Annotated in this window: 20 protein-coding genes; 12 read left to right on the top strand and 8 right to left on the bottom strand. The window is 51.8% G+C overall.

Going from position 1 to position 24,262, the window contains the following annotated elements:
* Nucleotides 1–165: 165 nt before the first annotated feature.
* A complete protein-coding gene (locus EIP93_RS22160; RefSeq protein ID WP_125233285.1) occupies nt 166–1,455 on the top strand; it encodes an MFS transporter in 1,290 nt (429 codons plus the stop codon).
* Nucleotides 1,456–1,553: 98 nt separating this feature from the next.
* Here the strand turns inward: EIP93_RS22160 and bhsA (EIP93_RS22155) are convergent, their stop codons facing one another.
* The 5 genes from bhsA (EIP93_RS22155) to EIP93_RS22135 all read right to left on the bottom strand — a co-directional run bounded on the left by bhsA (EIP93_RS22155) (nt 1,554) and on the right by EIP93_RS22135 (nt 5,809).
* The gene (bhsA, locus tag EIP93_RS22155; RefSeq protein WP_010296892.1) at nt 1,554–1,811 is read right to left on the bottom strand and encodes a multiple stress resistance protein BhsA; all 258 of its coding nucleotides are present in this window, start codon (nt 1,809–1,811) and stop codon (nt 1,554–1,556) included.
* A 172-nt stretch (nt 1,812–1,983) separates the two neighbouring features.
* Nucleotides 1,984–2,784: an aliphatic sulfonates ABC transporter ATP-binding protein gene (gene ssuB, locus EIP93_RS22150; protein ID WP_103862381.1), complete on the bottom strand. Its 801-nt coding sequence runs from the start codon at nt 2,782–2,784 to the stop codon at nt 1,984–1,986.
* The gene (ssuC, locus tag EIP93_RS22145; protein ID WP_125233284.1) at nt 2,781–3,575 is read right to left on the bottom strand and encodes an aliphatic sulfonate ABC transporter permease SsuC; all 795 of its coding nucleotides are present in this window, start codon (nt 3,573–3,575) and stop codon (nt 2,781–2,783) included. Before ssuC ends, ssuB begins: the two co-directional genes overlap by 4 nt.
* 10 nt (nt 3,576–3,585) lie before the next feature.
* Nucleotides 3,586–4,728, bottom strand: coding sequence for an FMNH2-dependent alkanesulfonate monooxygenase (ssuD, locus tag EIP93_RS22140; RefSeq protein ID WP_105879865.1), 1,143 nt, complete (start codon nt 4,726–4,728; stop codon nt 3,586–3,588).
* A 58-nt stretch (nt 4,729–4,786) separates the two neighbouring features.
* On the bottom strand, nt 4,787–5,809 hold the full coding sequence (locus EIP93_RS22135) for a sulfonate ABC transporter substrate-binding protein (RefSeq protein ID WP_125233283.1): 1,023 nt from the start codon (nt 5,807–5,809) through the stop codon (nt 4,787–4,789).
* A gap of 417 nt (nt 5,810–6,226) precedes the next feature.
* Here EIP93_RS22135 and EIP93_RS22125 point away from each other — a divergent pair, with 417 nt between their 5' ends.
* From EIP93_RS22125 to EIP93_RS22115, 3 genes are read left to right on the top strand one after another with little or no spacing between them, the layout of a single operon-like run.
* Nucleotides 6,227–6,550, top strand: a complete 324-nt coding sequence (locus tag EIP93_RS22125) for a PTS sugar transporter subunit IIB (protein ID WP_072012396.1) — start codon at nt 6,227–6,229, stop codon at nt 6,548–6,550.
* Nucleotides 6,547–7,869: a PTS sugar transporter subunit IIC gene (locus tag EIP93_RS22120; protein ID WP_010296883.1), complete on the top strand. Its 1,323-nt coding sequence runs from the start codon at nt 6,547–6,549 to the stop codon at nt 7,867–7,869. Before EIP93_RS22125 ends, EIP93_RS22120 begins: the two co-directional genes overlap by 4 nt.
* A 25-nt stretch (nt 7,870–7,894) precedes the next feature.
* Nucleotides 7,895–9,307, top strand: coding sequence for a glycoside hydrolase family 1 protein (locus EIP93_RS22115; protein WP_125233282.1), 1,413 nt, complete (start codon nt 7,895–7,897; stop codon nt 9,305–9,307).
* Between the two features lie 205 nt (nt 9,308–9,512).
* Here EIP93_RS22115 and bhsA (EIP93_RS22110) read toward each other — a convergent pair whose 3' ends face one another.
* Entirely contained in the window at nt 9,513–9,770 is a 258-nt protein-coding gene (bhsA, locus tag EIP93_RS22110) for a multiple stress resistance protein BhsA (RefSeq protein WP_010296876.1), read from the bottom strand.
* A gap of 235 nt (nt 9,771–10,005) precedes the next feature.
* Between bhsA (EIP93_RS22110) and EIP93_RS22105 the strand changes: the two genes are divergently transcribed.
* A complete protein-coding gene (locus tag EIP93_RS22105; protein ID WP_206428383.1) occupies nt 10,006–11,286 on the top strand; it encodes a YidR family protein in 1,281 nt (426 codons plus the stop codon).
* A 35-nt stretch (nt 11,287–11,321) separates the two neighbouring features.
* Here EIP93_RS22105 and EIP93_RS22100 read toward each other — a convergent pair whose 3' ends face one another.
* The gene (locus tag EIP93_RS22100; protein WP_103862377.1) at nt 11,322–11,708 is read right to left on the bottom strand and encodes a YceK/YidQ family lipoprotein; all 387 of its coding nucleotides are present in this window, start codon (nt 11,706–11,708) and stop codon (nt 11,322–11,324) included.
* 388 nt (nt 11,709–12,096) lie between these two features.
* On the opposite strand from EIP93_RS22100, the gene ibpA reads away from it, so the two are divergent.
* The 7 genes from ibpA to EIP93_RS22065 all read left to right on the top strand — a co-directional run bounded on the left by ibpA (nt 12,097) and on the right by EIP93_RS22065 (nt 20,618).
* Nucleotides 12,097–12,510: a small heat shock chaperone IbpA gene (gene ibpA / locus EIP93_RS22095; RefSeq protein WP_005976748.1), complete on the top strand. Its 414-nt coding sequence runs from the start codon at nt 12,097–12,099 to the stop codon at nt 12,508–12,510.
* Between the two features lie 166 nt (nt 12,511–12,676).
* The gene (gene ibpB, locus EIP93_RS22090) at nt 12,677–13,129 is read left to right on the top strand and encodes a small heat shock chaperone IbpB (protein ID WP_039276014.1); all 453 of its coding nucleotides are present in this window, start codon (nt 12,677–12,679) and stop codon (nt 13,127–13,129) included.
* A gap of 158 nt (nt 13,130–13,287) precedes the next feature.
* The gene (locus EIP93_RS22085; protein ID WP_125233281.1) at nt 13,288–14,946 is read left to right on the top strand and encodes a putative transporter; all 1,659 of its coding nucleotides are present in this window, start codon (nt 13,288–13,290) and stop codon (nt 14,944–14,946) included.
* A gap of 706 nt (nt 14,947–15,652) precedes the next feature.
* Nucleotides 15,653–17,065 (top strand): anion permease, encoded by a 1,413-nt coding sequence (locus EIP93_RS22080; protein ID WP_039533541.1) that lies wholly within the window; start codon nt 15,653–15,655, stop codon nt 17,063–17,065.
* 188 nt (nt 17,066–17,253) lie between these two features.
* Nucleotides 17,254–18,882, top strand: a complete 1,629-nt coding sequence (locus EIP93_RS22075; RefSeq protein WP_107333652.1) for a sensor histidine kinase — start codon at nt 17,254–17,256, stop codon at nt 18,880–18,882.
* Nucleotides 18,875–19,597, top strand: coding sequence for a two-component system response regulator DcuR (gene dcuR / locus EIP93_RS22070; protein ID WP_010281107.1), 723 nt, complete (start codon nt 18,875–18,877; stop codon nt 19,595–19,597). The genes EIP93_RS22075 and dcuR overlap by 8 nt, the downstream gene beginning before the upstream one ends.
* Nucleotides 19,598–19,712: 115 nt before the next feature.
* A complete protein-coding gene (locus EIP93_RS22065) occupies nt 19,713–20,618 on the top strand; it encodes a hypothetical protein (protein WP_107333651.1) in 906 nt (301 codons plus the stop codon).
* Nucleotides 20,619–21,477: 859 nt separating this feature from the next.
* Here EIP93_RS22065 and EIP93_RS22050 read toward each other — a convergent pair.
* Nucleotides 21,478–22,821 carry a 2-hydroxycarboxylate transporter family protein gene (locus tag EIP93_RS22050; RefSeq protein WP_103183550.1) on the bottom strand — a complete coding sequence of 448 codons (1,344 nt, stop codon included), beginning with the start codon at nt 22,819–22,821 and terminating at the stop codon, nt 21,478–21,480.
* Nucleotides 22,822–24,262 lie beyond the last annotated feature (1,441 nt).

Below are 24,262 nucleotides of genomic sequence, written 5' to 3'. Positions count from 1 at the left end.
GATTTTAAAAATAAAACGCCATGATCAATAAGGGAATGTATTGACTGTGTGCGGTTATTTATTTCATTAGAAAAATAAAGCATATCAACTGCTGGTGTTGTTGATCGTTCAAAAATAGCGGGCAATAAGTATTACCGTCCGTTTAATAAATAACAGGAACATAAGATGGATATGACATTAACTACCCGTCCTACAAAACGGCGTTATTTCACCTTGCTGATGATTTTTATTACGGTCGTCATCTGCTATGTGGATCGTGCCAACCTGGCTGTGGCGTCGGCGCATATTCAGGAAGAGTTCGGCATTACAAAAACACAGATGGGCTATATCTTTTCCGCGTTTGCCTGGACCTATACGTTATGCCAAATACCCGGCGGCTGGTTCCTTGACCGCGTCGGTTCAAAGGTCACCTATTTTATCGCCATCATGGGATGGTCGATTGCCACGTTGCTGCAAGGTTTTGCCACGGGTCTGGCGTCGTTGATTGGTTTGCGTGCGGTGACCGGGCTGTTTGAAGCCCCTGCGTTTCCGACCAATAACCGTATGGTGACCAGCTGGTTCCCTGAGCAAGAACGCGCTTCTGCCGTTGGATTTTATACGTCAGGGCAGTTTGTTGGTCTGGCATTCCTTACGCCATTGCTCATTTGGTTGCAGGAAATCCTGAGCTGGCACTGGGTATTCATCGTCACCGGCGGTATCGGTATTGTTTGGGCAATTATCTGGCACTTTGTTTATCAGCCACCAAAGAAAAGCAAAGGGATTAATCAGGCTGAGCTGGATTACATTGCCGAAGGCGGCGGTATTGTTGATGGTGATGCCCCGACAGAGAAGAAAGCCCGTACGCCGTTAACGGCAGCCGACTGGAAGCTGGTGTTTAACCGCAAGCTGGTGGGCGTGTATATCGGGCAGTTTGCCGTGACCTCTACGCTGTGGTTCTTCCTGACGTGGTTCCCGAACTACCTGACGCAGGAAAAACAGATTAGCGCACTGACGGCAGGCTTTATGACGACGGTGCCTTTCCTGGCGGCGTTTGTTGGCGTGCTGTTATCCGGGTTTGTGGCGGACCGTCTGGTACGTAGCGGAAAATCGATCGGTCTGGCGCGTAAAACGCCGATTATCTGCGGCCTGTTGATTTCGACCTGCATCATGGGGGCGAACTACACGAACGATCCAGTATGGATTATGACGCTGATGGCAGTGGCGTTCTTTGGCAATGGCTTTGCCTCCATCACCTGGTCGCTGGTGTCGTCGCTGGCACCGATTCGTCTGATTGGCCTGACGGGCGGGGTATTCAACTTTGTCGGCGGTCTGGGCGGTATCACGGTGCCATTGATCATTGGCTATCTGGCGCAGGATTACGGGTTTGCTCCGGCACTGACCTACATTGCTGGCGTGGCGCTGGTTGGCGCACTGTCTTACATCTTACTGGTGGGTGAAGTGAGGCGTGTAGGGTAACTCGCGCCCTTCAGAGTTAAGACGAAACCATAACAAAACGGACTTTCCTCTTGATTGAGGAAAGTCCGTTTAATTTTTTGATTGTCTTTTTGTGCGCATTATTTGTAAATAATGGCAGTGCCGCGCAGTTGGTTATCACCGGTAGCAGAGGTGATGGTGAAGGCGTTGGCACCCGCTTTTTCTGCTTTCTGAGCCAGTTGCGCTTGCAGTGAATCCAGGCTGTGTGCCGTTGCGGTGACTACACCCACTTTTTCCAGACTATGAGCCTGTTGTGAAGACACCTGATCGGCAGCGAAAGCACCGAAAGACAGAGTAGAAAGTACGACAGCAGCGGCGAAGAATTTTACGTTTTTCATGTGATGTATCCTGTTCAATGTTGTTTGGAGTGAAAGGTCATTTCCTTTCGATGAAGAGGATATTACGCCGATGCGGAGAGAAGGGAAAACGGAGTGTTTTGAGAATATATGTCAATATTTTTGATGTTAAATTTGGCGATAAGATACACCATCTCGATCGCCAGAGTGACGGTTATATCGCTGCCTGCTGAGGTAACGGCGGTGAGGTGGGTGCCAGTACGCGCTCCAGCACGCGGGCTTCCAGTTCCGCCAGCTTTGCCGAGCCGCGACGCCGTGGTCGGGGTAAATCGACCGTGATGTCCAGCCCCACGCGGCCTTCTTCAATCAGAATAACCCGGTCGGCCAGCGCAATAGCTTCGGACACATCGTGCGTCACCAGTAGCACGGTGAACCCATGTTGGAGCCACAGATTTTCGATCAGGCTTTGCATTTCGATGCGGGTTAAGGCATCCAGCGCACCCAGCGGTTCATCCAACAGCAGCAAACGCGGATGATGAATGAGCGCGCGTGCCAGCGCGACGCGCTGCTTTTGACCACCGGACAGCGCCGCCGGCCAGTCGTTAGCGCGATCCGCCAGCCCGACGGAGGCCAGTGCCTCCTGCGCTTTCTCACGCCAGTTGCCGCGCAGCCCCAGCCCGACATTATCGATCACCTTTTTCCAAGGCAGCAGCCGCGCTTCCTGAAACATCAGTCGCGTGTCGTCTTTTGCGCTGCTGAGCGGCGCGGTGCCGGTTAGTAGTTCGCCGCTGCTGGCCGCTTCCAGCCCGGCGAGCAGGCGCAGCAGGGTGCTTTTGCCGCAGCCGCTGCGCCCGACGATGGCAACAAACTGCCCAGACGGAATGCGCAGTTGCACATCGTTCAGCACGGTGCGGTGGCCGTAGTGCTTGGTGATGGCATCGAGCGCCAGCGGCGTCCCCTTGGTGAGCGGTGACGGTGAATGAGATTGCGTTGCAGAATCGGTAACAACAGTCATGATGCGTCCCCCGATGAGGTTTGATAAGCCGGATTCCAGCGCAGCCAAATGCGCTCCAGCCCCTGAGCGCTGATATCGGCCAGTTTGCCGAGCAGGGCGTAAAGGATGATGGCGACCACCACCACGTCCGTTTGCAGGAACTCGCGGGCGTTCATGGCGAGATAGCCGATGCCGGAGTTGGCAGAAATGGTTTCCGCGACGATCAGCGTCAGCCACATAAAGCCTAGCGCAAAGCGGATTCCGACCATAATGGACGGTAGCGCACCGGGCAGCACCACCTGAGAGAACAGGCTAATACCGGAAAGGCCATAACTACGCGCCATTTCCAGCAGGCCGCGATCGATGTTTTTAATGCCGTGATAGGTGTTGAGATAAACCGGGAACAGCGTACCCAACGCGACCAGAAAAATTTTGGCCGCCTCATCAATGCCAAACCACAAGATCACCAGCGGAATCAGTGCCAGATGGGGAACGTTGCGGATCATCTGCACCGAACTGTCCAGCAGACGCTCGCCCCAGCGTGACAGCCCGGTGATAAAACCGAGCACCAATCCGATGCTGCCACCGATAGCAAACCCGATCAGGGCGCGCCAGCCGCTGATAGCCAGATGCTGCCACAGCTCGCCGCTAGCGATGAGCGACCAGCCTGCGGTAATCACCGAACTGGGCGCAGGTAGAATCCGGTTGGATAGCCAGCCAAATTCGACGGAGACCTGCCACGCGACCAGCAGCATCACGGGGAGCAGGAAAGGCGCAAACCGCTGTGCCAGTGAAGAGAGCGTTCTTGCCATGATCGATTCCTCAGCTTTGCGAGACTTTGCGCGGCACATAACGGTTAGCAATCAGCTCTCCCGCAGTGTTCACCGTATGCAGCGGTGTGGGTTGCTGAGCCAGATCGAGGTGTGGGAACAGCAGTTCGCCCACGCGATACGCCTCTTCCAGATGTGGATAGCCGGACAGAATAAAGGTATCAATCCCGAGATCGGCGTATTCCTGAATGCGTTCGGCCACCGTTGGGCCATCGCCAACTAGCGCTGTGCCTGCGCCGCCGCGTACCAGACCGATGCCTGCCCACAGATTCGGGCTGATCTCCAGTTTGTCCTTTTTGCCGCCGTGCAGGGCCGCCATGCGCTGTTGCCCGACAGAATCGAAACGCGCCAGCGCCGCCTGCGCATCGGCAATGGTTTTTTCGTCCAGATGGGAAATCAGCCGCTCGGCAGCTTGCCAGGCTTCCTCGGTGGTTTCCCGCACGATGACGTGCAGGCGAATGCCGAAGCGAACCTCACGCCCCTGTGCCGCCGCTTTGGCGCGGACTTCCGCCAGCTTTTCTTTAACCTGCTCAGGCGGTTCACCCCAGGTTAGGTAGAGATCGACCTGTTCTGCCGCCAGATTCTGCGCGGCCTCGGAAGAGCCGCCAAAATAGAGCGGCGGACGTGGCTGTTGCACGGGCGGGTAAAGCAGTTTGGCGTCTTTGACCTGAATGTGTTTGCCTGCGAAATCGACGGTTTCGCCTTCCAGCAGCTTGCGCCAGATGTGGGTGAATTCCGCCGAGGCTTCGTAGCGTTCTTCATGGCTGAGGAACAACCCTTCGGCAGCCAGCTCTTCCGGGTCACCGCCAGTCACCAGATTGAACAGCGCTCGGCCGTTAGACAGCCTGTCCAGCGTGGCGGCCTGACGCGCGGCGATGGTGGGGGAAATCACGCCGGGGCGCAGGGCGACGAGAAACTTCAGCCGCTGCGTCACCGGAATGAGCGATGCTGCAACGAGCCAGGAATCTTCGCAGGAGCGCCCCGTCGGCAGCAGCACGCCGCCAAATCCTTGTCGCTCGGCGGCCTGTGCCACCTGTTGCAAATAGCTGTAGTCAACATGACGTGCGCCCTCGGTGCTACCAAGATAGCGACCGTCTCCGTGGGTGGGCAGAAACCAGAATACGTTAAGACTCATGGTGTGAACTCCTTGAACAGTCTTGTTTGGGGTAAGCAAAATGTGTGCGATAGGCGGATTAGTTCGCCTGAGGACGCCAGACGCGCTCTGCGATATTGACCTTCACCGGCACCAGCCGATTTTCATAAAACAGGTCGGCGGTGGATTGCTGTGCCTTGATCGTGGCGGCATCCAGCGGTTCGACGGTGGTCGGTGGGCGATGATCGAGCGCCGTTTCAATCACTTTTTCCGGCAGTCCTACCGCGTTTGCCAGCAGCGTGACGCTTTGTGCCCGGTCACTGATCGTTAAGGCATCCGCCTTGGTCAGCACGTCCAGCACCTGACGAATAAAGGTGCCGTGCGCCTCGGCGTAAGGACGGCCAGCCAGATAGAAGGAGCCGGTTTTCTCCAGCCCGCTGCTGTCGATCAGCACGCGGACGCCGCCTTCCAGCAGCGCGGCAGAATAGTAGGGATCCCAGATTGCCCATGCATCGACGTTGCCTTGCTGGAAGGCCGCGCGGGCGTCAGCTGGGGTCAGGTAGGTCGGTTTGATATCGGTGAATTTCAGCCCCTCGCGTTGAAGCGCCCGCAGCAGCGTGTTGTGCGCGCTGGAGCCTTTCTGGAAGGCGACTTTGCGACCTTTCAGGTCGGCAACGGTTTTCACCGGGCTGTCTTCCCGCACCAGAATCACTTCGGCCTGAGGTTTAGGCGGTTCCACGCCGACATACAGCAGGTCAGCACCGGCGGCCTGCGCAAAAATAGGGGGAATGTCACCGGTGCCGCCTAGATCGATGCTGCCAACATTGAGTGCTTCCAGCATTTGCGGCCCGGCGGGGAATTCAACCCAGCTGATTTTGGTGTTGGGGAACTGCTTTTCCAACAGCTGGTGCGATTTTGCCAGCACCAGACTGACCGAACCTTTCTGATAACCGACGCGTAGCTGCGTCGGTACGCTGTCCTGCGCATAAGCAGTGGACATGAGCAGCACGGCACCAGCGGCCAGAATGGCGGGGAGCTGGCGCAGCCGCGCCGTCACGTGGTTCCATAATGACGCGCTTTCTCCACGTCCTTCCGTTACCGATTGTTTCATCATCAATGACATGCTTATGGCCTCTCCCTTATAACGAAAAATTAAAATACAGCGAGAAAATGCAACATCAGGTGATAAACATAGCAGGGGGACGGTGGGCTTTTTAAATCTCAATTTGTCGTTTTTATAGCCAAAAGTAGAAAATGCCTGAAATCAGTACACTTAGCGTAATAAGCGCTGCAATAGTGGGTTTTACCCGTCATTCACATCTGAAATACGTTTTACATGACCTGCCTCACATTGTTTCCCGCAATGTCTATCATTTCGTGAACCCATTCTCATATATTGTTTTTTTTCATGGAAAACGGTTTCCGTTGTGTTTCCATAGGCGTGTTTCCAATGGATGTATGTCCAATGACCGTGTTTATTCACGATGCTTTTATTGATGACGTTTTTTATTCATAACGTACGTACGACGGGGTGTTGAAAATGAAAAGGATCATGCTTTGTTGTTCCGCTGGGATGTCTACCAGCCTTTTAATGAGAAAGATGAAGGAGGCGGCCAGCGCACGTGGTCTGGACGTTGATATTGCCGCTTACGCCGCCCATGAGTTTGACGAGCAGGTCGGGAAGTATGACGTTGTGCTGCTGGGGCCACAGGTGAAATATATGCTGGCGTCATTCAAGGAGAAAGCCGAGGGAAAAGGCGTGCCCGTGGCAGCGATAGACATGATGGATTACGGTATGCAGCGCGGTGACAACGTGCTGGATTTTGCCTTTTCACTGATCGAAAAATCAGGACAACCGCTATGAGTGGCCTCTATCAGTCGATGGTGAATATCATCGAGCAAAAAATTACCCCGTTGGCAGGTGTGGTAGGGCAACAGCGCCACATCATCGCGATTCGTGATGGTTTTATCGCCGCGCTGCCTTTCATGATCATCGGCTCGTTTATGCTGGTGTTTATCTTCCCGCCGTTTGCACCGGATACCACGCTGGGATTTGCCCGCGCGTGGCTCGATTTCTCCGTTGCCTACCGTGAACAACTGATGCTGCCGTACTACCTCAGTATGGGGGTCATGACCTTCTTTATCTCGGTGGGGATTGGGGCCAGCCTTGGCAAGCATTACAAGCTGGATCCGATCATGACCGGCCTGCTGGCGCTGATGGCATTCTTGCTGGTGGCCGCGCCTTATCACGAGAAGCAAATTTCCACCCAATACTTCTCTGGGGAAGGGATTTTTACCGCGATTCTGACCGCGATTTATGCGGGTGAAGTCTATGCCTGGTTGAAGAAACGCAACATTACGATTCGCCTGCCGAAAGAGGTGCCGACTGGCGTGGCGCGTTCGTTTGAAATCCTCATTCCGGTGCTGGTCATCGTCGCGACGCTGCATCCGTTTAACCTGTTCATCCAATCTGCGACCGGCATGATTATCCCGGAAGCCATCATGCACCTGCTGGCACCGCTGATTTCAGCGTCGGATTCGCTGCCCGCGATTCTGATTTCGGTGTTTATTTGCCAGATTTTGTGGTTTGCCGGGATTCACGGCGCGCTGATCGTCACCGGGATTATGAACCCGTTCTGGATGACCAACCTGGCGCTGAATCAGGCTGCGCTTTCGGCCGGTGCGCCGCTGCCGCATATTTATTTGCAGGGATTCTGGGATCACTACCTGCTGATCGGCGGGGTCGGTTCCACGCTACCGCTGGCCTTTTTGCTGCTGCGTAGCCGCGCGGTTCATCTGCGTACGATTGGCCGCATGGGCGTGGTACCGAGCTTTTTCAACATCAACGAGCCGATTCTGTTTGGTGCACCGATCATCATGAACCCGCTGCTGTTCCTGCCGTTTATTTTCGTGCCGATGGTCAATGCTGTCATTGCCTATACGGCGACGAAGCTTGGCTGGATCGCGCAGGTGGTTTCCCTGACGCCGTGGACGACGCCTGCACCAATTGGTGCATCATGGGCCGCGAACTGGGCATTCAGCCCAGTGATCATGTGTCTGCTCTGCATGGTGATGTCGGCCGCGATGTATTACCCGTTCCTGAAAGTCTATGAGCGCACGTTGCTCAAACAGGAGCAGGAGAAACAACAGCAGGCCGCAGGCGAAGCCAGCGCCAGCGCATAAACACGAGTGAAGCAGAGAGGAACGTATGCACGATCATCTTCAGAACGATTTTCGCTTTCCCGCGAATTTTTGGTGGGGTAGCGCCAGTTCGGCACCGCAAACGGAAGGCGAAAGCCTCAACTATGGTAAAAGCGCCACCGTGTGGGACGAATGGTTTTCCACACAGCCCGGCCGTTTTCACCAGCAGGTTGGGCCGGCGGATACTTCCACGTTTTATCAGCACTGGCGTGAAGATATCGCGCTGCTGAAGACGCTGAATCACAACACGTTCCGAACGTCGATCTCCTGGGCGCGGCTGATTCCTGATGGCGTTGGTGAACCGAATCCGCAGGCGGTGGCGTTTTATAATCAGATCATTGATGAAATGCTGGCGCAGGGCATCACGCCGTTTATCAATCTGTTCCATTTTGATATGCCGATGGTGATGCAGCGGCTGGGCGGCTGGGAAAATCGGGCGGTGGTCGTGGCTTATGCGGGCTATGCGGCGACCTGCTTCCGCCTGTTTGGCGACAGGGTAAAACACTGGTTTACGTTCAATGAGCCGGTGGTGCCGGTGGAAGGCGGATATCTGTATGATTTCCACTACCCGAACGTGGTGGACTTCAAGCGTGCTGCGACGGTCGCGTACCACACTATGCTGGCGCATGCGCTGGCGGTGAGAGCGTATCGCGAGCAGTCTCAGGGTGGGGAAATCGGCATTATCCTCAACCTGACGCCTTCCTACCCGCGCTCCCAACATCCGGCCGATGTCAAAGCGGCTAACATCGCCGATCTGATGTTTAATCGCAGCTTCCTCGATCCCGCGCTGAGGGGCGAATACCCGCAGGAATTGGTCGATCTATTGCACCGATATGGCCAACTGCCGAGCTGCCAACCTGACGATCGCGCGCTGCTGGCCGATGGGATTGTCGATCTGCTGGGGATTAACTACTACCAGCCGCGCCGAATTCAATGCCGCGACAGTCTGGTCAATCCTGATAGTCCGTTTATGCCCGAGTGGTTCTTTTCCAGCTATGACATGCCGGGACGAAAAATGAATCCCTATCGCGGTTGGGAAATTTACGAACCGGGCATCTATGACATTCTGACCAACCTGCGGGTGAACTACGGCAATCCACGCTGCTTTATTTCGGAAAACGGCATGGGCGTCGAGAACGAACAGCGTTTCGACGCCAACGGTCAGATTCAGGATGATTACCGCATCGATTTTGTCCGCGAACACCTGAAGTATGTACACAAAGGGATCGCGGAAGGCAGCAACTGTCTCGGCTACCATATGTGGACGTTTATCGATAACTGGTCGTGGTCGAATGCTTACAAGAATCGCTATGGTTTTGTGCAGCTGGATTTGGCAACGCAAAAGCGCACGGTGAAGAAAAGTGGAAAATGGTTCGCGGCGACAGCGGCCGAAAATGGTTTTCAAGGTACAACGTCGTAAGTCTTTGTTCACTTCGGTGTGGCACTCTGCCACACCGTATTAACCGTCCTTCCAGCTTCCCCACAGTCTCCCTTCCACATAAAAATCACACATAAAAAAACGGCTTGCCCTGATGAGGAGGCAAGCCGGAAAGAGGGTAATACGCGATGTCTTGCAGGTGTTTCTATAATGGCATAGCGGGGTAAAAATTCAGGGTAAACAACGATTAGTTGTAGATTACCGCAGAGCCACGCAGCTGATCGTTACCGGTCGCAGACGTGATGGTATAAGCTTTAGCGCCCGCTTTTTCTGCTTTCGCTGCGAGCTGAGCTTGCAGTGAGCTCAGGTCCTGAGCAGTTGCGGTAACGACGCCCGCTTTTTCCAGGTTCTGAGCCTGTGAAGCAGATACGTATTCAGCAGCAGAAGCACCGAAAGTCATGGTAGCGAGAACAACAGCAGCGGCGATGGTTTTTACGTTTTTCATGATGTCTTATCCTTTTCTGTTTGATAGGTGAAAGGGGGCTGCCCTTTCGATATGAAGAATGTTACGCCGATGCTAATGAATTAAAAAACGGATGTTATTGAGAGAGTCTTTCTATTTTTTTGAATGAAAATATCGGTTGTTGTTTGTTTTTTTTAAATAAAAAACAATAAGTTATACATAAAACTGAAATTGATTTACAAACTATTGACTGGTATTGAATAAGTGGGGTGATGTCTTGTTTGCTGAAGTTCAACTAACGTTTAATGCTGTTTGTCATCAACTTACCAACATTAATTGCTGGTCATGTGATGGAGAGTGGCTAGTTTATGACGTCCGACCTTATGGATCTTCATTCACAGGGCTGACCATTGAGCGAGTACACCTGAAAAGCCGCAAAACCGAGGTAATTTATCGGGCAACGGCGGGTGCGCATGTGGGCGTGGTGACCTGTAGCCCGCAGGAACCGCTGCGCTATGTTTTTATCCACGGGCCGGAAAATCCGGATAGCGAGTGGCAGTATGATTTTCATCATCGCCGTGGAACGATAGTGGCAGATCGCCTGCGTGATGAAGCCGTCACGCTTGATGCCTTCTCCATTACGCCGCCTTATCAGGCTGGGGCGCTGCGCGGCGGCACGCATGTCCATGTCTTCAGCCCGGATGCCAGCCGCCTGAGTTTTACCTATAACGACCATGTACTGCATGAGCATGATCCTGCCTTGAACTTGCGCAATGTTGGCGTGGCCGTGCCGTTACAGGGCGTTATGGTTGAGAAAAATCATCCGCGTGAATATGACGGCAGCCACTATTGTGTGCTGGTCAGTAGAACAACGCCGCAACCGCAGCCCGACAGCGATGAGATCAATCGCGCCTATGAAGAAGGCTGGGTAGGAACGGCGGGCTATATCCGACAGGATGGTTCTCGGCAGCGCTGGGCGCTGGCGTTTATTGGCGATACGCGGGCGGCGGACGGGACAACGGTTCCTGAGATTTTTATCGTCGACTTGCCGGAGGCGCAGGAAGAGTACGCCAAAGCGGGTGATGCGCCACTGGCTGGCACGGCAACGTCAATGCCTACGCCGCCAGCAGGCGTGCAGCAGCGGCGTTTAACGTTTACGCACTCGCGTCGTTATCCTGGTCTGGTGAATCAGCCGCGCCACTGGCTACGTACCTCGCCCGACGGCAGTGAGATTGCTTTCCTGATGCGGGATGAGGCAGGTGTGGTGCAGCTGTGGATGATTTCTCCGAACGGCGGTGAACCAAGACAGGTAACGCGTACGGAACACGGCGTACAGTCGGCCTTTAACTGGCACCCGAGCGGGCGTTCTCTGGCGTTTGTGTGTGACAACAGCATCATGCTGTGTGATGCAAAAAGCGGGGAGCTTACTCGACTGACGGCGCGGACGGACAGCGCACCGAGTGCAGATGCTGTGGTCTTTTCCCCTGATGGGAAACAGATTGCGTATATGCGGGAGATTGACGGTTTTAATCAGCTTTTCGTCGTGGCAACGGCGTAACCGGTACGCGCGCGTTCATGGCGAGTGCGGTGCTATCAAAGCTGATTATGAGGCATGGTGTTATGAGGCATAGTGTTATGCGGCATAGTGGCGAGCTGTGAACTGGCGGTCTGGTTTTGCTCTTCACTGTGCGAAATGCGCTCACGCGTCGACAGTTTGTTCTTATCGCTGCCTGTGCGGTAGTAATCGTAGGGCAGCAGCAGCGTGTCGGCTACCGCCGAGAACGGCAGGTCGATAGCGACCAGCGGCATCATCGCCCAACTGGTATCGTCGTCACGCAGCATATCCACACTGGCGCGCGTGCCGGAATAGTATCCCTGATCGCTTCCGGTATGCGTCATCACGCTGGAGCAACCGCTGGTTGCCACCGCACCGCTACCGGTAATGATGAAAGAGAACAACGCACTTTTCAGTAAGGTCATATTCCTGTCCATTAAGAACCGCTGCCAGAGCGGGTCAAAGCCTAATACTGGTCACTTAAGTCCGTTTTTAGGGGAAACACAGGGGGAGGTTCCCGCAGGGACGCCTCACCCCTGTGGTCGCCCCGTGTATCTCAATGCTTAAACGATCGGCATGAGGTCAAAGCCTGTCTATCTTGAGTGTATGTGATAACGCCCACTGTGTGAGTGAATATTGCATGAAACCCAGCGATTTTTCCTTTTTGCCTCTTGAAAGTCTGAGGGGGGTCACCATATTGATGATAAGCCGGAAGAAAAACGATACGCCGTCAGGGTATCTGTCCCGGCTGTGAACCTGTCCTTATAAGGAAGGTAAAAATAAATCCTCGCTGCATGTTTAGGAGGCTGTTTTATGCGTAACCCCGATTTTTCCCCACTGTACCGTTCTGCTATTGGTTTCGATCGCCTGTTCAATCTATTAGAAACCGGCCAGACCCAGAGTAACGGCGGCTATCCTCCCTACAACGTCGAACTGGTTGACGAGAACCAATACCGCATTGCGATTGCCGTAGCCGGCTTCGCCGAGCAGGAACTGGACATCACCGCGCACGACAATTTATTGATTGTAAAAGGTGCCCACGCCGGTGAGCAGGTTGCCCGCAACTACCTGTATCAGGGGATTGCCGAGCGCAACTTCGAGCGTAAATTCCAACTGGCCGAACATATTCAGGTAAAGGGTGCCAATCTGGAAAACGGGCTGCTGTATATCGATCTCGAACGTATCGTGCCGGAAGCGATGAAGCCGCGTCGGATTGAAATTAAGTAAACCAACATCACGTTATTTGCACGAATCGCGCATTGCCTGAAATGGTAGCGCTGTGAATGAACGCTTCGTCTGCCGAATGGGGACGACGCCAGCTATGGCATCGTGGCTGGCATAAGGTACGCCCACAGGGGCATCACTTATCTCGCTTCTTAGAAGGAGTCATATTATGCGTAACTACGACTTATCACCTTTACTGCGTCAGTGGATCGGTTTTGACAAATTAGCCAGCTCAATGCAGGGCAGCCAGGAACCGATTGATTTTCCTCCGTATAATATCGAGAAGAAAGACGACAACCACTACCGCATCACGCTCGCGCTGGCGGGGTTCCGGCAGGCCGATCTGGATATTGAAGTGGAAGGCCCGCGCCTGACGGTGAAAGGCAGTCCGGCACCGTCCGAAAAAGCCGTGGAATATCTGCATCAGGGGCTGGTGTTTAAACCTTTCACGCTGAGCTTTACGCTGGCCGAACACCTGCATGTGTCCGATGCACATTTTGAAAATGGTCTGCTGCATATCGATCTGGTGCGTGACGTGCCGGAAGCCTTGCAGCCTCAGCGTATCGCCATCGGCGGTGGGCGTCCGGCCTTGAACCAGCAGTCTGCTGACGACGCGTCATAACGCGACATCCATGTCATTTGTTTGATGATTTCCCGCGCTCGTATCATTACGGGCGCGGTTTTGTGTTGCCCGCCACGTTTCCCTCTCCGGCATTCTGCCAGAATCAAAAATAGCAGCAGTGGCATTTCCCAATAAAAACGTCCGCAAAGGATATGGGCATGAGTGATATCGCACTTACTGTGAGTATGCTGGCGCTGGTGGCGGTTCTGGGGTTATGGATCGGCAACTGGCGGATTTACGGCGTTGGTTTAGGGATTGGCGGGGTCCTGTTCGGTGGGATCATCGTCGGGCATGTTGCCCATCAGTACCAGATTCAACTGAATGATGACATGTTGCACGTCATCCAGGAGTTCGGGCTGATCCTGTTTGTCTATACCATTGGCATTCAGGTCGGGCCGGGTTTCTTTTCCTCTCTGCGGGTATCTGGCCTGAGCCTGAATGCGTTTGCTCTGCTGACGGTGTTCCTCGGCTGCGTGGTGACCGTGCTGCTGCACAAGCTGCTCAATATTCCTTTGCCCATTATCCTCGGTATTTTCTCTGGCGCGGTGACCAACACGCCTTCGCTCGGCGCGGGTCAACAGATTCTGACCGATCTTGGGTCGAGTTCGGCATTGGTGAACCAGATGGGAACAGGCTACGCAATGGCGTACCCGCTGGGGATCTGCGGCATTTTACTGGTGATGTGGCTGATGCGTGTCCTGTTCCGCGTGGCGGTGGAGAACGAGGCAAAGCAGTTTGAAGTCAGCAACGGTTTGAATCATGAGCAACTGCACACGATGAATGTGTCGGTGACGAATACCAATCTGCAAGGGCTGGCGATTCAGGATGTGCCGATTCTGAACCGCGACACCATCGTCTGCTCCCGCCTGAAACGCGGTGATGAACTGATGGTGCCGTCGCCGCAGACGCTGATCCAACTGGGCGATTACCTGCATCTGGTTGGTGCGAAAAACGATCTGGAACAAGCGCGTTTGGTCATCGGCAATGAAGTTGAGACATCGCTCTCGACGCGCGGAACGGATTTGCACGTTGAACGCGTAGTGGTGACGAATGAGAAGGTGCTGGGACGCAAGATTCGCGAACTGAATCTGAAGCAAAACTATGATGTGGTGATCTCGCGCCTGAATCGTGCGGGCGTCGAGCTGGTCGCCAGCAATCAGGCCAGCCTGCAATTTGGCGACATTCTGAATCTGGTCGGACGAAAAGCGGCGATTGATGCCGTCGCTGATATCGTGGGAAACGCGCAGCAAAAACTCCAGCAGGTACAAATGTTGCCCGTCTTTATCGGCATTGGGTTAGGTGTCCTGCTGGGGTCGGTACCGCTGATGATTCCCGGTTTTCCCGTCGCGCTGCGGCTCGGGCTGGCGGGGGGGCCGCTGGTGGTCGCGCTGGTGCTGGGGCGCATTGGCGGGATCGGTAAACTTCACTGGTTTATGCCGCCCAGCGCGAACTTGGCACTGCGTGAGCTCGGCATTGTACTGTTCTTATCGGTGGTGGGGCTGAAATCCGGCGGTGACTTCGTCGAGACGTTATTGAACGGCGACGGGGTGTGGTGGATTGGCTATGGCGCGCTGATTACCATTGTGCCGCTGCTGCTCGTCGGCATACTGGCGCGAACGCTGGGTAAGATGAACTACCTGACGCTGTGCGGCATGCTGGCGGGCTCTATGACCGATCCGCCTGCGCTGGCGTTTGCCAATGGGCTACACCCGACCAGCGGTGCGGCGGCGCTGTCCTATGCGACGGTTTATCCGTTGGCGATGTTCCTGCGAATTATGTCGCCGCAGTTACTAGCCGTACTTTTCTTGACCCTCTAAATGTTATCAGCTGGATAAAAACTACTATTTTCTCGCCGAATAATGGTGATTTATTTCTTTATTTTTGAATAGCGGAATACCTGAGTGAAAAAATAAGGAATGGATAACTGACTGTCTGGAAAAGAATTATATTACCACTATTAGATATAAGGTTTTTTTATCATTGATTTGTCGTTAACTTCGTTAATTTTATGTTCTTTAAATGTCAATTATTATTGAATTTTAAGGGTTTTTTATCAGGAAATTAAAACCATGATGGTTTCTTAAATAAATTAATGAACCCCTTTAGTAACTAAAGTTACGCTATTTTGTAGGCGCATTATAATACTATCTCTTCATTAATCACTTGATTTGATAAGACGAGAGAAGCACCCTGAACCCTTGTTTTCTCGTCTTTTTTTCCGCAGATGATTCCTGTTGCGTTGTTTTCAGCAGGGTGACGAAGGAAGAATAACGAAATACCCACTCCTCCGCACGGGACATCCGCCGTGAATATCTCCTGAATAATTTGAGTGCAGTACGCTCGCGGCTCAAAAATGACGGGGATATGCCCTAAATAATTCGAGTCGCAGGAAGGCGGCAACCGCACGAATCCCCAGGGGCTTACATCAGTAAGTGACTGGGGTGAGTAAGGGAAGCCAACGCATATGCGGCTCGAAGTATGACGGGAAATACAGAATCCGTTTTAATGAAGAGTGGTGTTCTTATGTCTGCGAATAACAGCAGGTTGATAAAGCTTCTAGTTATCCTTTGTATCGCCGGTGGCTTATGGTTATTGCCGGTTCCTGATGGGGTTAAACCCGATGCCTGGCATCTGATGGCGATTTTCATTGCCACAGTTGTCGGTCTGATTCTCTCTCCTTACCCGCTTGGCGCGATGGCGATGTTCAGCCTGACCTCGGTCGCCATATTAGGGTTACTACCCATTAAAGATGTGCTGGCGGGCTTTAGCGATCCCACCATTTGGATGATCGCCTGCGCCTTCTTTATCTCTCGCGGCTTTATCAAAACCGGCTTTGGCCGACGCATTGGTCTGCTGTTCATCAGCAAGCTGGGGAATAGCTCTCTCGGTCTGGCGTATGGTCTGGTGTTTACCGACCTGATGTTCGCTCCTGCGATGCCTTCTACGTCTGCACGCTGCGGTGGAATCATCACTCCGCTGTTCCGGTCCATTGCCGAAGCCTATGACTCCACGCCGGAAAAAGGCACGCAGCGTCGCATTGGTGCGTTTCTGGTGCAGTCCATTTTCCAGTGTAACGCCGTGACTTCCGCGATGTTCATGACCTCCATGGCGGGTAACCCGATGGTGGCGAAGCTGGCTTCCCAGTTTGGTATTCACATCAGTTGGACGGACTGGGCGTTGGCGACACTGCTGCCGGGCTTCCTGTCTTTGGCGCTGATTCCTTACCTGATCTACCGTTTCTATCCGCCTGAACTGAAGAAAACCTCAGAAATGCGTGCGATCGCCGTCGAAAGACTGCGTGAAATGGGCAAAATGACCCGCGACGAGTGGGTGGTGCTGGGCGTGTTCCTGGGTCTGGTGACCTTCTGGGTGCTGGGTTCCACGCTGAATATCGATGCAACCCTGACCGCGCTGGCGGGCCTGAGCGTGCTGTTGCTCAGCCGTGCGCTGACTTGGGACGACGTAGTCAGCGAGAAAGAAGCCTGGCACACCGTGGTGTGGTTTGCCGTACTGATGACGCTGGCTGGCCAGCTCAACAAGATGGGCCTGATTGCCTGGCTGGGCGGATTGGCCGGTAATGCGGTGAGCGGGATGCACTGGCTGCCAATGCTGGGTCTGCTGCTGCTGGTTTACTACTACAGCCACTACCTGATGGCGAGTGCGATTGCCCACATCAGCGCCATGTATGCAATTTTTGTCTCTATCGCGCTGGCAGCTGGTGCGCCGCCGATGCTGACCGTACTGGTATTCGGTATCTTCAGTAACCTGTTTATGTCCACGACTCACTACTCCAGTGGCCCGGCACCAATTTTGTTCGGTACTGGCTACGTGCCGCTGGGAACCTGGTGGAAGATCGGCTTCCTGGTCAGTCTGGTCATCATCCCTATCTGGCTGGGTGTTGGCGGAATGTGGTGGAAACTGCTCGGTTTCTGGTAAACGCAGTACTGCTGGCTTTCCTGATGCGAAACATTCCTGACACAAAAAATGTACCGCAACGTTAAGCCTGATTTCCTTTCTTCAAGCCTACGCCCTGTCCTTGTGACGGGGCGTATGCATCACGGCACGCGAAACGCGACGAAACAGTATAAGATAACGGTGTGATGATGGTGGTTTCGGAGAGTGACATGGGCAAGAAAAAGGCACCACTAAAGCTGGGAACATCGGTGTTTCTGATGGTGTCAGTTGTGCTTGGCGCGGTGTTGCTGGTGGTCTATTCCTTGCTGTTTTTTCGTATTAATCAGCTTTCAGAAGATCATCTGCGAGAAAAAGCCTTTGCCATTGCTCGCACATTTGCAGCCTCTCCCGTGGTTATTGATGAACTTAAAGGGATTGGTCGGCCTGAGGAAGTGCAGGCGGCTGCGGAGACGATTCGTCAGCGTAATCAGCTGCTCTTCGTCACCGTCACGGACATGGATACGGTGCGCCATAGCCACCCTGAACCAGAAAGAATTGGTGAGCATTTTGCCGGTCGGGATATTTATCCGGCGCTGCTGGGCATGGAAAATACTGCCATCAACCGGGGTACGCTCGATCCCGCGCTGCGGGTCTTTACGCCGGTTTTCGACAGCAACCATAAGCAGGTTGGTGTCGTCGCGCTGGGGATCGCTTTAACCAGCGTGCAGAAGGTGATCAGCGATAACCGTTGGATGATTCCCTGGACGCTATTGGCGGGGGCGCTGGTCGGCTGGCTGGGCACGTTGATTCTGGTGAAGGTGCTCAAGCGCATTATGCTGGGATTCGAGCCGTTTGAGATCTCGAACCTGTTTGAACAGCGTAACGCGATGCTCAAACACATCAAAGAAGGCGTTATCGCGGTCGATCAGCATGGTCGGATTACGGTCATCAATGATGAGGCGCGACGGCTTTTCCGGCAGAATAAGCCACAGGGCAGTGAAACGCCGGCTTCGAAGCCAGCTGAACGCGTCAGCGACCAGTGGCTTGAACATCTGCACCTGAAGCAGGTACTGGAGAGTGGTACGCCGCGACGCGATGAGGAAATTAACTTTAACGGTCACCTGCTGCTGACCAACACCGTTCCGGTTTTTGTGAAGGGCGACATTATCGGCGCGATTGCGACATTCCGTGATAAAACGGAGATCAGCCAGTTGCTGCAACGATTGAGCGGGATGTCCTACTATGCGGATGCGCTGCGGGCGCAGTCGCATGAGTTTATGAACAAGCTGCACGTTATCCTGGGGATGCTGCACTTAAAATATTACTCGCAGCTGGAAGATTATATCCTGAAGACCGCCAATAATTATCAGGCGGAAATTGGTTCGATTATTCGTAAAGTGAAATCGCCAGTGATTGCCGGCTTCCTGTTGGGTAAAATCAACCGCGCACGCGATCTCGGCATTACACTCTCCATCAGCGAAGAGAGTCTGCTGCCGGATACCGATGATGTCGATGCAACGAATGAATTGATTACCGTGTTGGGTAATCTGATTGAGAATGCGATGGACGCGATTGATCGGCAGGAAAACTGCGAAATCAGCGTGAGCTTCCATCATCAGAATGGCCGCCTTCACTGTACCGTGGGGGATGACGGTCCCGGCATTTCGCCGGAGAGTCAGGCGCGCATTTATGAACAGGGATTCTCTACCAAAGGCAGCGGGCGCGGTATCGGCCTGTACCTGACCAAGCAGAGTCTGGAGAAGATTGGCGGCACTATCGAGTTTGAATCAGAACCTGAGGTGTACACCCAGTTTTTCGTTACTATTCCTTATCAAGCAAGGCTGTTTGACCATGATTAATGTACTGATTGTTGATGACGATGCCATGGTTGCAGAGCTTAACAAATCTTATCTGAACCAGGTTTCTGGATTTAGCTGCTATGCGACCGTCCCCACGTTGCAGCAGGCGCGAAACCTGCTGATGCAACCTGACTCGGAAATCGATTTGGTACTGCTGGATATTTATATGCAGCAGGATAATGGACTGGACCTGCTGCCGACTATCCGTGAATTCAGTGAAAAGACGGACGTCATCATCATCTCGTCTGCCAGCGATGTATATACCATCAAAAAAGCGCTGCACTACGGCGTGGTGGACTATCTGATTAAGCCTTTCCAGTTCTCGCGTTTCGAACAGGCGCTGACCGCCTATCGCGAAGAGGCGAACTTGTTCAAGCACCGCGATTTTGTTGGGCAGTCGGATATTGATAACCTGATTCGTCGTACCAGCAGTAGCACGGTTAGCGAACGTAAGAAATTGCCGAAAGGGCTGACCAGCCTGACGCTGCGTACCGTCTGCGAGTGGATTGAGGGCAATCAGGGCATCGAGTTCTCTACCGAAATGCTGGCGAACGCGATTGGTATCTCCCGCGTCTCCTGCCGTAAGTATCTGATCTACCTTTCTGACACCGGCATCCTAACCACCAACATCCTGTACGGCTCAACCGGTCGACCGGTTTATCTGTATCGTCTGCTGCCGGAAAAGCAGGACTCTCTGCGCCAATACTGTGAATAAAAGGCTGTGAATAAATAGCGCTGAATAAGGCAAGCAGAAACAGAAACGAGGCGGGAACGATCCCGCCTTGTGCTATCACAATTCAGTGATGATGAAACCAAATGGAGTTGGTTGAGTGGAACACGATAAATTTATGCAGTACGGCCGCGGATTGGGGCTATGGCGGAACCCACGGGAAAATATTAAGCCTGAACCAGAAAATTATTTCAGGGATGACCCGATTTACCTTACATCCTCAAAAGGGGAATGGGTTAATCAGATTCAAGAGTGCAAAAAAGAAAATAACCCGTTAGAGAATGGCGTATTTATCTGGACAGAAACTAAGGGGACTGGTCACGCCTTTGTCTCTGTGCATGAGGGTAATAGTGCTTCTGTTTTCACTTATGGTCGATTCGGTAGACGGTCTGGTATTGTCGGGGCTGTCGGCGATGGCATCTTAAATTTTTTGCAGTTTGAAGATGCCAGAACATATTACCGAGAAGAACTGTACAAGATGGAGGCGAAGGTATTCATCATTACAGATGCAGATCCTACGATTGCAAGAATGTATTTTGAAAAGTTGTGGCGTTCAGGCGGAAAGACAAAAGAAACTCCATCTATGAGGGATCGTACCAAAAGAAATGGCCACACAATTGATCAATATGATGTTACCGGCGTGAACTGTACAACCCATGCTACAAAAGGTGTGAAGATTGCGGGATCACAAGTATTTGAGGGAGGATATACCACTCACTCTCAGATACGGATTAATTACGAAGAGGATTTTGCCGTACCGGTATCGCTACAGCGGTATTTAGAACGAAAAAGCGCTGAGTCATCGATGCTTGTTGTTGATATGACGAATGAGTTTAGAAAGCAGTACCCGAATACTGATAACTACACACCGATAAGTGAAAAAAACCTTGAGATGATTGTAAATAGAGGCGTTTCTGAAATTGCCTCTGGTGTTGGCAGGATGTCGCCTTATTCTGGTGGTACTGTCGGTGGGTTATTAGAAGGGATGCATGATGTTAACAAGTAAGTGCAAGTCATTTATTCGATGGGTTAGTATTGCCCTTGTCTCTCTATTTTATTATCTACTGGTCGGTGGTGTTGGTGCGATTTCCTTTGATAAGGATATTATGTATTTTTCAGAAAAAACTATATCTGTTGAATATCACAGAGCTAGCCTGGAAATTATGCAGGAACATACTAATTCGGTGTATTTAGCTGCGTTCATCGCTTTTCCCATCTGCGTGGCTCTGATTCTGATCATCTTCAAAAAGGTTAGGTAGTTGCGTTAAGCCAATCAATTACTAATGGCTGCTGCCAGTGGCATTTTTGCGGGTTGGATTCGAGCCGGCAGTGATCGGAACAGGTGCTGCTGTCGGACCGAACAGAGTCGTGCATGCAATAAGGTTTCACCTTATTCTGGTGATACTATCGGTGGGTTATTAGATGGGGCGCACGATGTTAACAAGTAAATGCAAGACGTTTATTCGATGGTTTAGTATTTGCCTTGTCTCTTTTTTTTATTTGATAAGCATTGCTCTTTTTTCTTTTGGACATGTTCAAGATAAGGAAAGAATGGTTTTTGTATCTGATAAAACAGTGCCAGTTGAATACCATTTTGCGATATTAGCTGATATGCGAGAGTCTATGGATTCCATGTATTCAGCTGTATTAATTGGTTTTCCTGTGTGTATGCTCCTGATCCTGATCATTTTCAAAAAAGTTAGATAGTTGCGGTAAGTCAAATCGTTACCAATATCTGCTGCCGGAAAAGCAGGACTCGCTGCGCCAGTACTGTGAATAAAAGGCTGTGAATAAATAGCGCTGAGTAAATAAAAACGCCACGGTAATCACCGTGGCGTTTTCGTTAGTGGGGAACCGTGGTTGGGTTAGACAACCCAGCCCAACAGCAGCGTTGCGGCGATGACGGTAGATGCGCCGCCGATACGGGTAGCGATCTGTGCGAACGGCATCAGAGACATACGGTTAGAAGCGGACAGAATCGCCACATCACCCGTACCACCCAGCCCGCTGTGGCACGTGGTCACGATGGAGGCTTCAATGGGGTACATATTCAGGTAAGGCGCAATCAGGAAGCTCACCAGCGCCATGGACAGCACCACAGAACCACAGACGATGACATAACCCACAGAGAATACTGCGACAACGCTTTCCAACGGGATATACAACATGCCCAGCCCGATCATCAGCGGCCATACCAGAGAACTGGAGACGAACTTGTAAACGCTGTGCGCGCCAGTTTCCATAATCGCAGGAATTACGCGTCCGTATTTGCAGAAGACGGCGATCAGAATCATCAGAACGGGTCCTGGGATGTGTACCAGTTTCTCAAACAGGCCACCGACGATGAAGAAGGCGCAAATCATCAACAGTCCGCCACCCATCAGGTGAAAATCGACCGGTTTTGGCGCTTCGTTTACGGCAAACATTGCATTGTCTTCATCGCTGCGAACCAGACGGCCTTCGCCGTTCAGATCTTTGCGGCGCATACCCAGACGGGATAGCACGCCAGCACACAGAATCGCGAAGATGTTACCGACGACGGCTGCGGGCGCTAGCTGAGCGACATAGACATCTGGGCTTTGTCCCAGAATCGCAGAATAGGCTAAGGATAACGGCAGGATGCCTTCACCAATGCCGCCACCGATAATTGGCACGATGATGAAGAAGAAAGTGTGATAAACGCTGTAGCCGCACAGTTTACCAACCAGCAAACCGGTTGCCAGCGCGGTTGCGGTGCCGATAACCAGCGGGACGAACATGCGCACCATCCCCTGAATCAGGATTTTGCGGTTCATACCCAGAATACTGCCGACCACCAGACAGGCGATGACGAAATACAGGAAGTTCGCCTCTTTCATCAGCAGGTGGACGGTTTTCATGGTGTTGTCGTTGAACAGCTCAAAATACACCATAACGGAAGGCACCATCAGGCACAGAATGGCCGGGCCGCCGATATCTTTGAACACGGGAATGTTGCTGCCAATGTGTGCCAGCAAAAAACCCATCGTCATGATGACGGCGAAACCGCCAATCATATTTTTAGGCAAATATCCTTCGTAGGCCGCGATAGCGACAATGGCGGCAATCGCCATAAAAAGCGCAACGGGAACGGAGCCGATTTTCTTTTTAAAAAAGCCTCCGATAAACGATTCTTGTGTTTCCAGAGCGAGATCGTTCTCACATAAAATATCAGTTTCAATTTTTTTCATTATATTCACCCTGCTAGGACAGTTGGTACAGAAAGAAATTACATACCTGCCGTTTTATATCGTTGCGATATTGGTAATGCATCGTTATCGACGCATTTTATTGGCTTTTTTCTCGCCGATATCTGTGTGACTATCGAACGTCGCTATGCCAATGACGGCGGGATGTTTATTATCAGAAAGTAGAAAAATTCGTTTTTTTGTTTTTTATCAGTTAGTAACAAAAAGATAAGGAATGGTTGATGTTATTTAACAATGAATCATGTTGGAGAGTAATCTAGCATGAGGGAATGTTAAAAATAATACGTTAATTACGTATTTGTGAACTTATCAGCAACTCTATTTTAAATAACTTATATTATTTTTTTGTAATTAAAATAATTTATTGAGAGGGTGTGGGGAATTAAAACAGAAGGAGAGGTAAATCACAGAGTGAAAATACCACTTTATGAGAATAAGTAAATAGCGTGTTTTCATTTTAGTGAAAATATTTATTTAACTAAAATAGCCAGGTAATTATTGAGCGATATCATTGTTTCGCTGGCCGTCGCCCTGACGACGCTGCCGCAGGACAAAATGCGTTCTCGACCCTATGTCAGTTGCCTTTTTATCTATGCTTTATCTAACGGGTGTATCCAGCAACGGATCTCTGGTAACGGCTATCCCACAGATAAAAAACGATGTAGAGCGCGTTTGCTGCCCGTTAAAGGAGGGGGAAACAACGCTTTTTATGTCGCATAGAGTTTTTTTATGTAGCGTAGATAGTCATTTGTCTACTTATGGTGCCGTGGTAAATATCAGAATTTCTTATTATCTGTCAGAGTTTTCACCTGTTGTTAACGTTTTTAACAAAAAATAGTGCTCAAATCTTGGACATGTAAGACCAGATGACTATAGTTTTTTTAATGGTGATAATTTCTTTATGTCCGCAATGTATCAGTTTCTATCGCTGTTTTTTCATCAAAAGACAGAGAATATGCCTTACTTGAGGTGATGAACTTGTATTTTCTCTTTTAAGAAAATGTAAGGAAATTTTGTAAATCCTTACAGCTTATATTGACGTCACCGCCATCTGTTGAGAAATTGAGGGCGTCATAGGGATATAAGGAGGAAAGCAGCGGCTTGTCTGAATGATTCTACGTCTTCATCCAGCATCCGTGAGCGGGTTGTGGCGCGTCAAGGTATACGTTGTAGTTATTATGACTATATCCAACAGCGTGACGGCCATCGGTTTTGGTAACCACCTTTCCTCTCCCTCATTATTTGAATTTTGCCTTCGGGCGACAGGGTACAGACCACAGCTCGTAAAAAATACAGGTCTGGCCAACCATACCCAATTGATTTCGAGATGCAGGACGGAATATCAGCGCTGTTAACCACTGTGCGTTTAACGACAGTATTAACGCGTATGCAGCTTGGAGTATGGCGGGTATAGCACACAACA

The sequence above is a fragment of the Pectobacterium versatile genome, from assembly GCF_003932035.1.
Taxonomy (GTDB): Bacteria; Pseudomonadota; Gammaproteobacteria; order Enterobacterales; family Enterobacteriaceae; genus Pectobacterium; species Pectobacterium versatile.
This window is presented reverse-complemented; position numbering and strand designations above follow the sequence as displayed.

Coding starts and splice junctions, on each gene's coding strand:
- EIP93_RS22160 (WP_125233285.1), top strand. CDS start 166: ATGGATATGACATTAACTACCCGTCCTACAAAACGGCGTTATTTCACC.
- bhsA (WP_010296892.1), bottom strand. CDS start 1,811: ATGAAAAACGTAAAATTCTTCGCCGCTGCTGTCGTACTTTCTACTCTG.
- ssuB (WP_103862381.1), bottom strand. CDS start 2,784: ATGACTGTTGTTACCGATTCTGCAACGCAATCTCATTCACCGTCACCG.
- ssuC (WP_125233284.1), bottom strand. CDS start 3,575: ATGGCAAGAACGCTCTCTTCACTGGCACAGCGGTTTGCGCCTTTCCTG.
- ssuD (WP_105879865.1), bottom strand. CDS start 4,728: ATGAGTCTTAACGTATTCTGGTTTCTGCCCACCCACGGAGACGGTCGC.
- EIP93_RS22135 (WP_125233283.1), bottom strand. CDS start 5,809: ATGTCATTGATGATGAAACAATCGGTAACGGAAGGACGTGGAGAAAGC.
- EIP93_RS22125 (WP_072012396.1), top strand. CDS start 6,227: ATGAAAAGGATCATGCTTTGTTGTTCCGCTGGGATGTCTACCAGCCTT.
- EIP93_RS22120 (WP_010296883.1), top strand. CDS start 6,547: ATGAGTGGCCTCTATCAGTCGATGGTGAATATCATCGAGCAAAAAATT.
- EIP93_RS22115 (WP_125233282.1), top strand. CDS start 7,895: ATGCACGATCATCTTCAGAACGATTTTCGCTTTCCCGCGAATTTTTGG.
- bhsA (WP_010296876.1), bottom strand. CDS start 9,770: ATGAAAAACGTAAAAACCATCGCCGCTGCTGTTGTTCTCGCTACCATG.
- EIP93_RS22100 (WP_103862377.1), bottom strand. CDS start 11,708: ATGACCTTACTGAAAAGTGCGTTGTTCTCTTTCATCATTACCGGTAGC.
- ibpA (WP_005976748.1), top strand. CDS start 12,097: ATGCGTAACCCCGATTTTTCCCCACTGTACCGTTCTGCTATTGGTTTC.
- ibpB (WP_039276014.1), top strand. CDS start 12,677: ATGCGTAACTACGACTTATCACCTTTACTGCGTCAGTGGATCGGTTTT.
- EIP93_RS22085 (WP_125233281.1), top strand. CDS start 13,288: ATGAGTGATATCGCACTTACTGTGAGTATGCTGGCGCTGGTGGCGGTT.
- EIP93_RS22080 (WP_039533541.1), top strand. CDS start 15,653: ATGTCTGCGAATAACAGCAGGTTGATAAAGCTTCTAGTTATCCTTTGT.
- EIP93_RS22075 (WP_107333652.1), top strand. CDS start 17,254: ATGGGCAAGAAAAAGGCACCACTAAAGCTGGGAACATCGGTGTTTCTG.
- dcuR (WP_010281107.1), top strand. CDS start 18,875: ATGATTAATGTACTGATTGTTGATGACGATGCCATGGTTGCAGAGCTT.
- EIP93_RS22050 (WP_103183550.1), bottom strand. CDS start 22,821: ATGAAAAAAATTGAAACTGATATTTTATGTGAGAACGATCTCGCTCTG.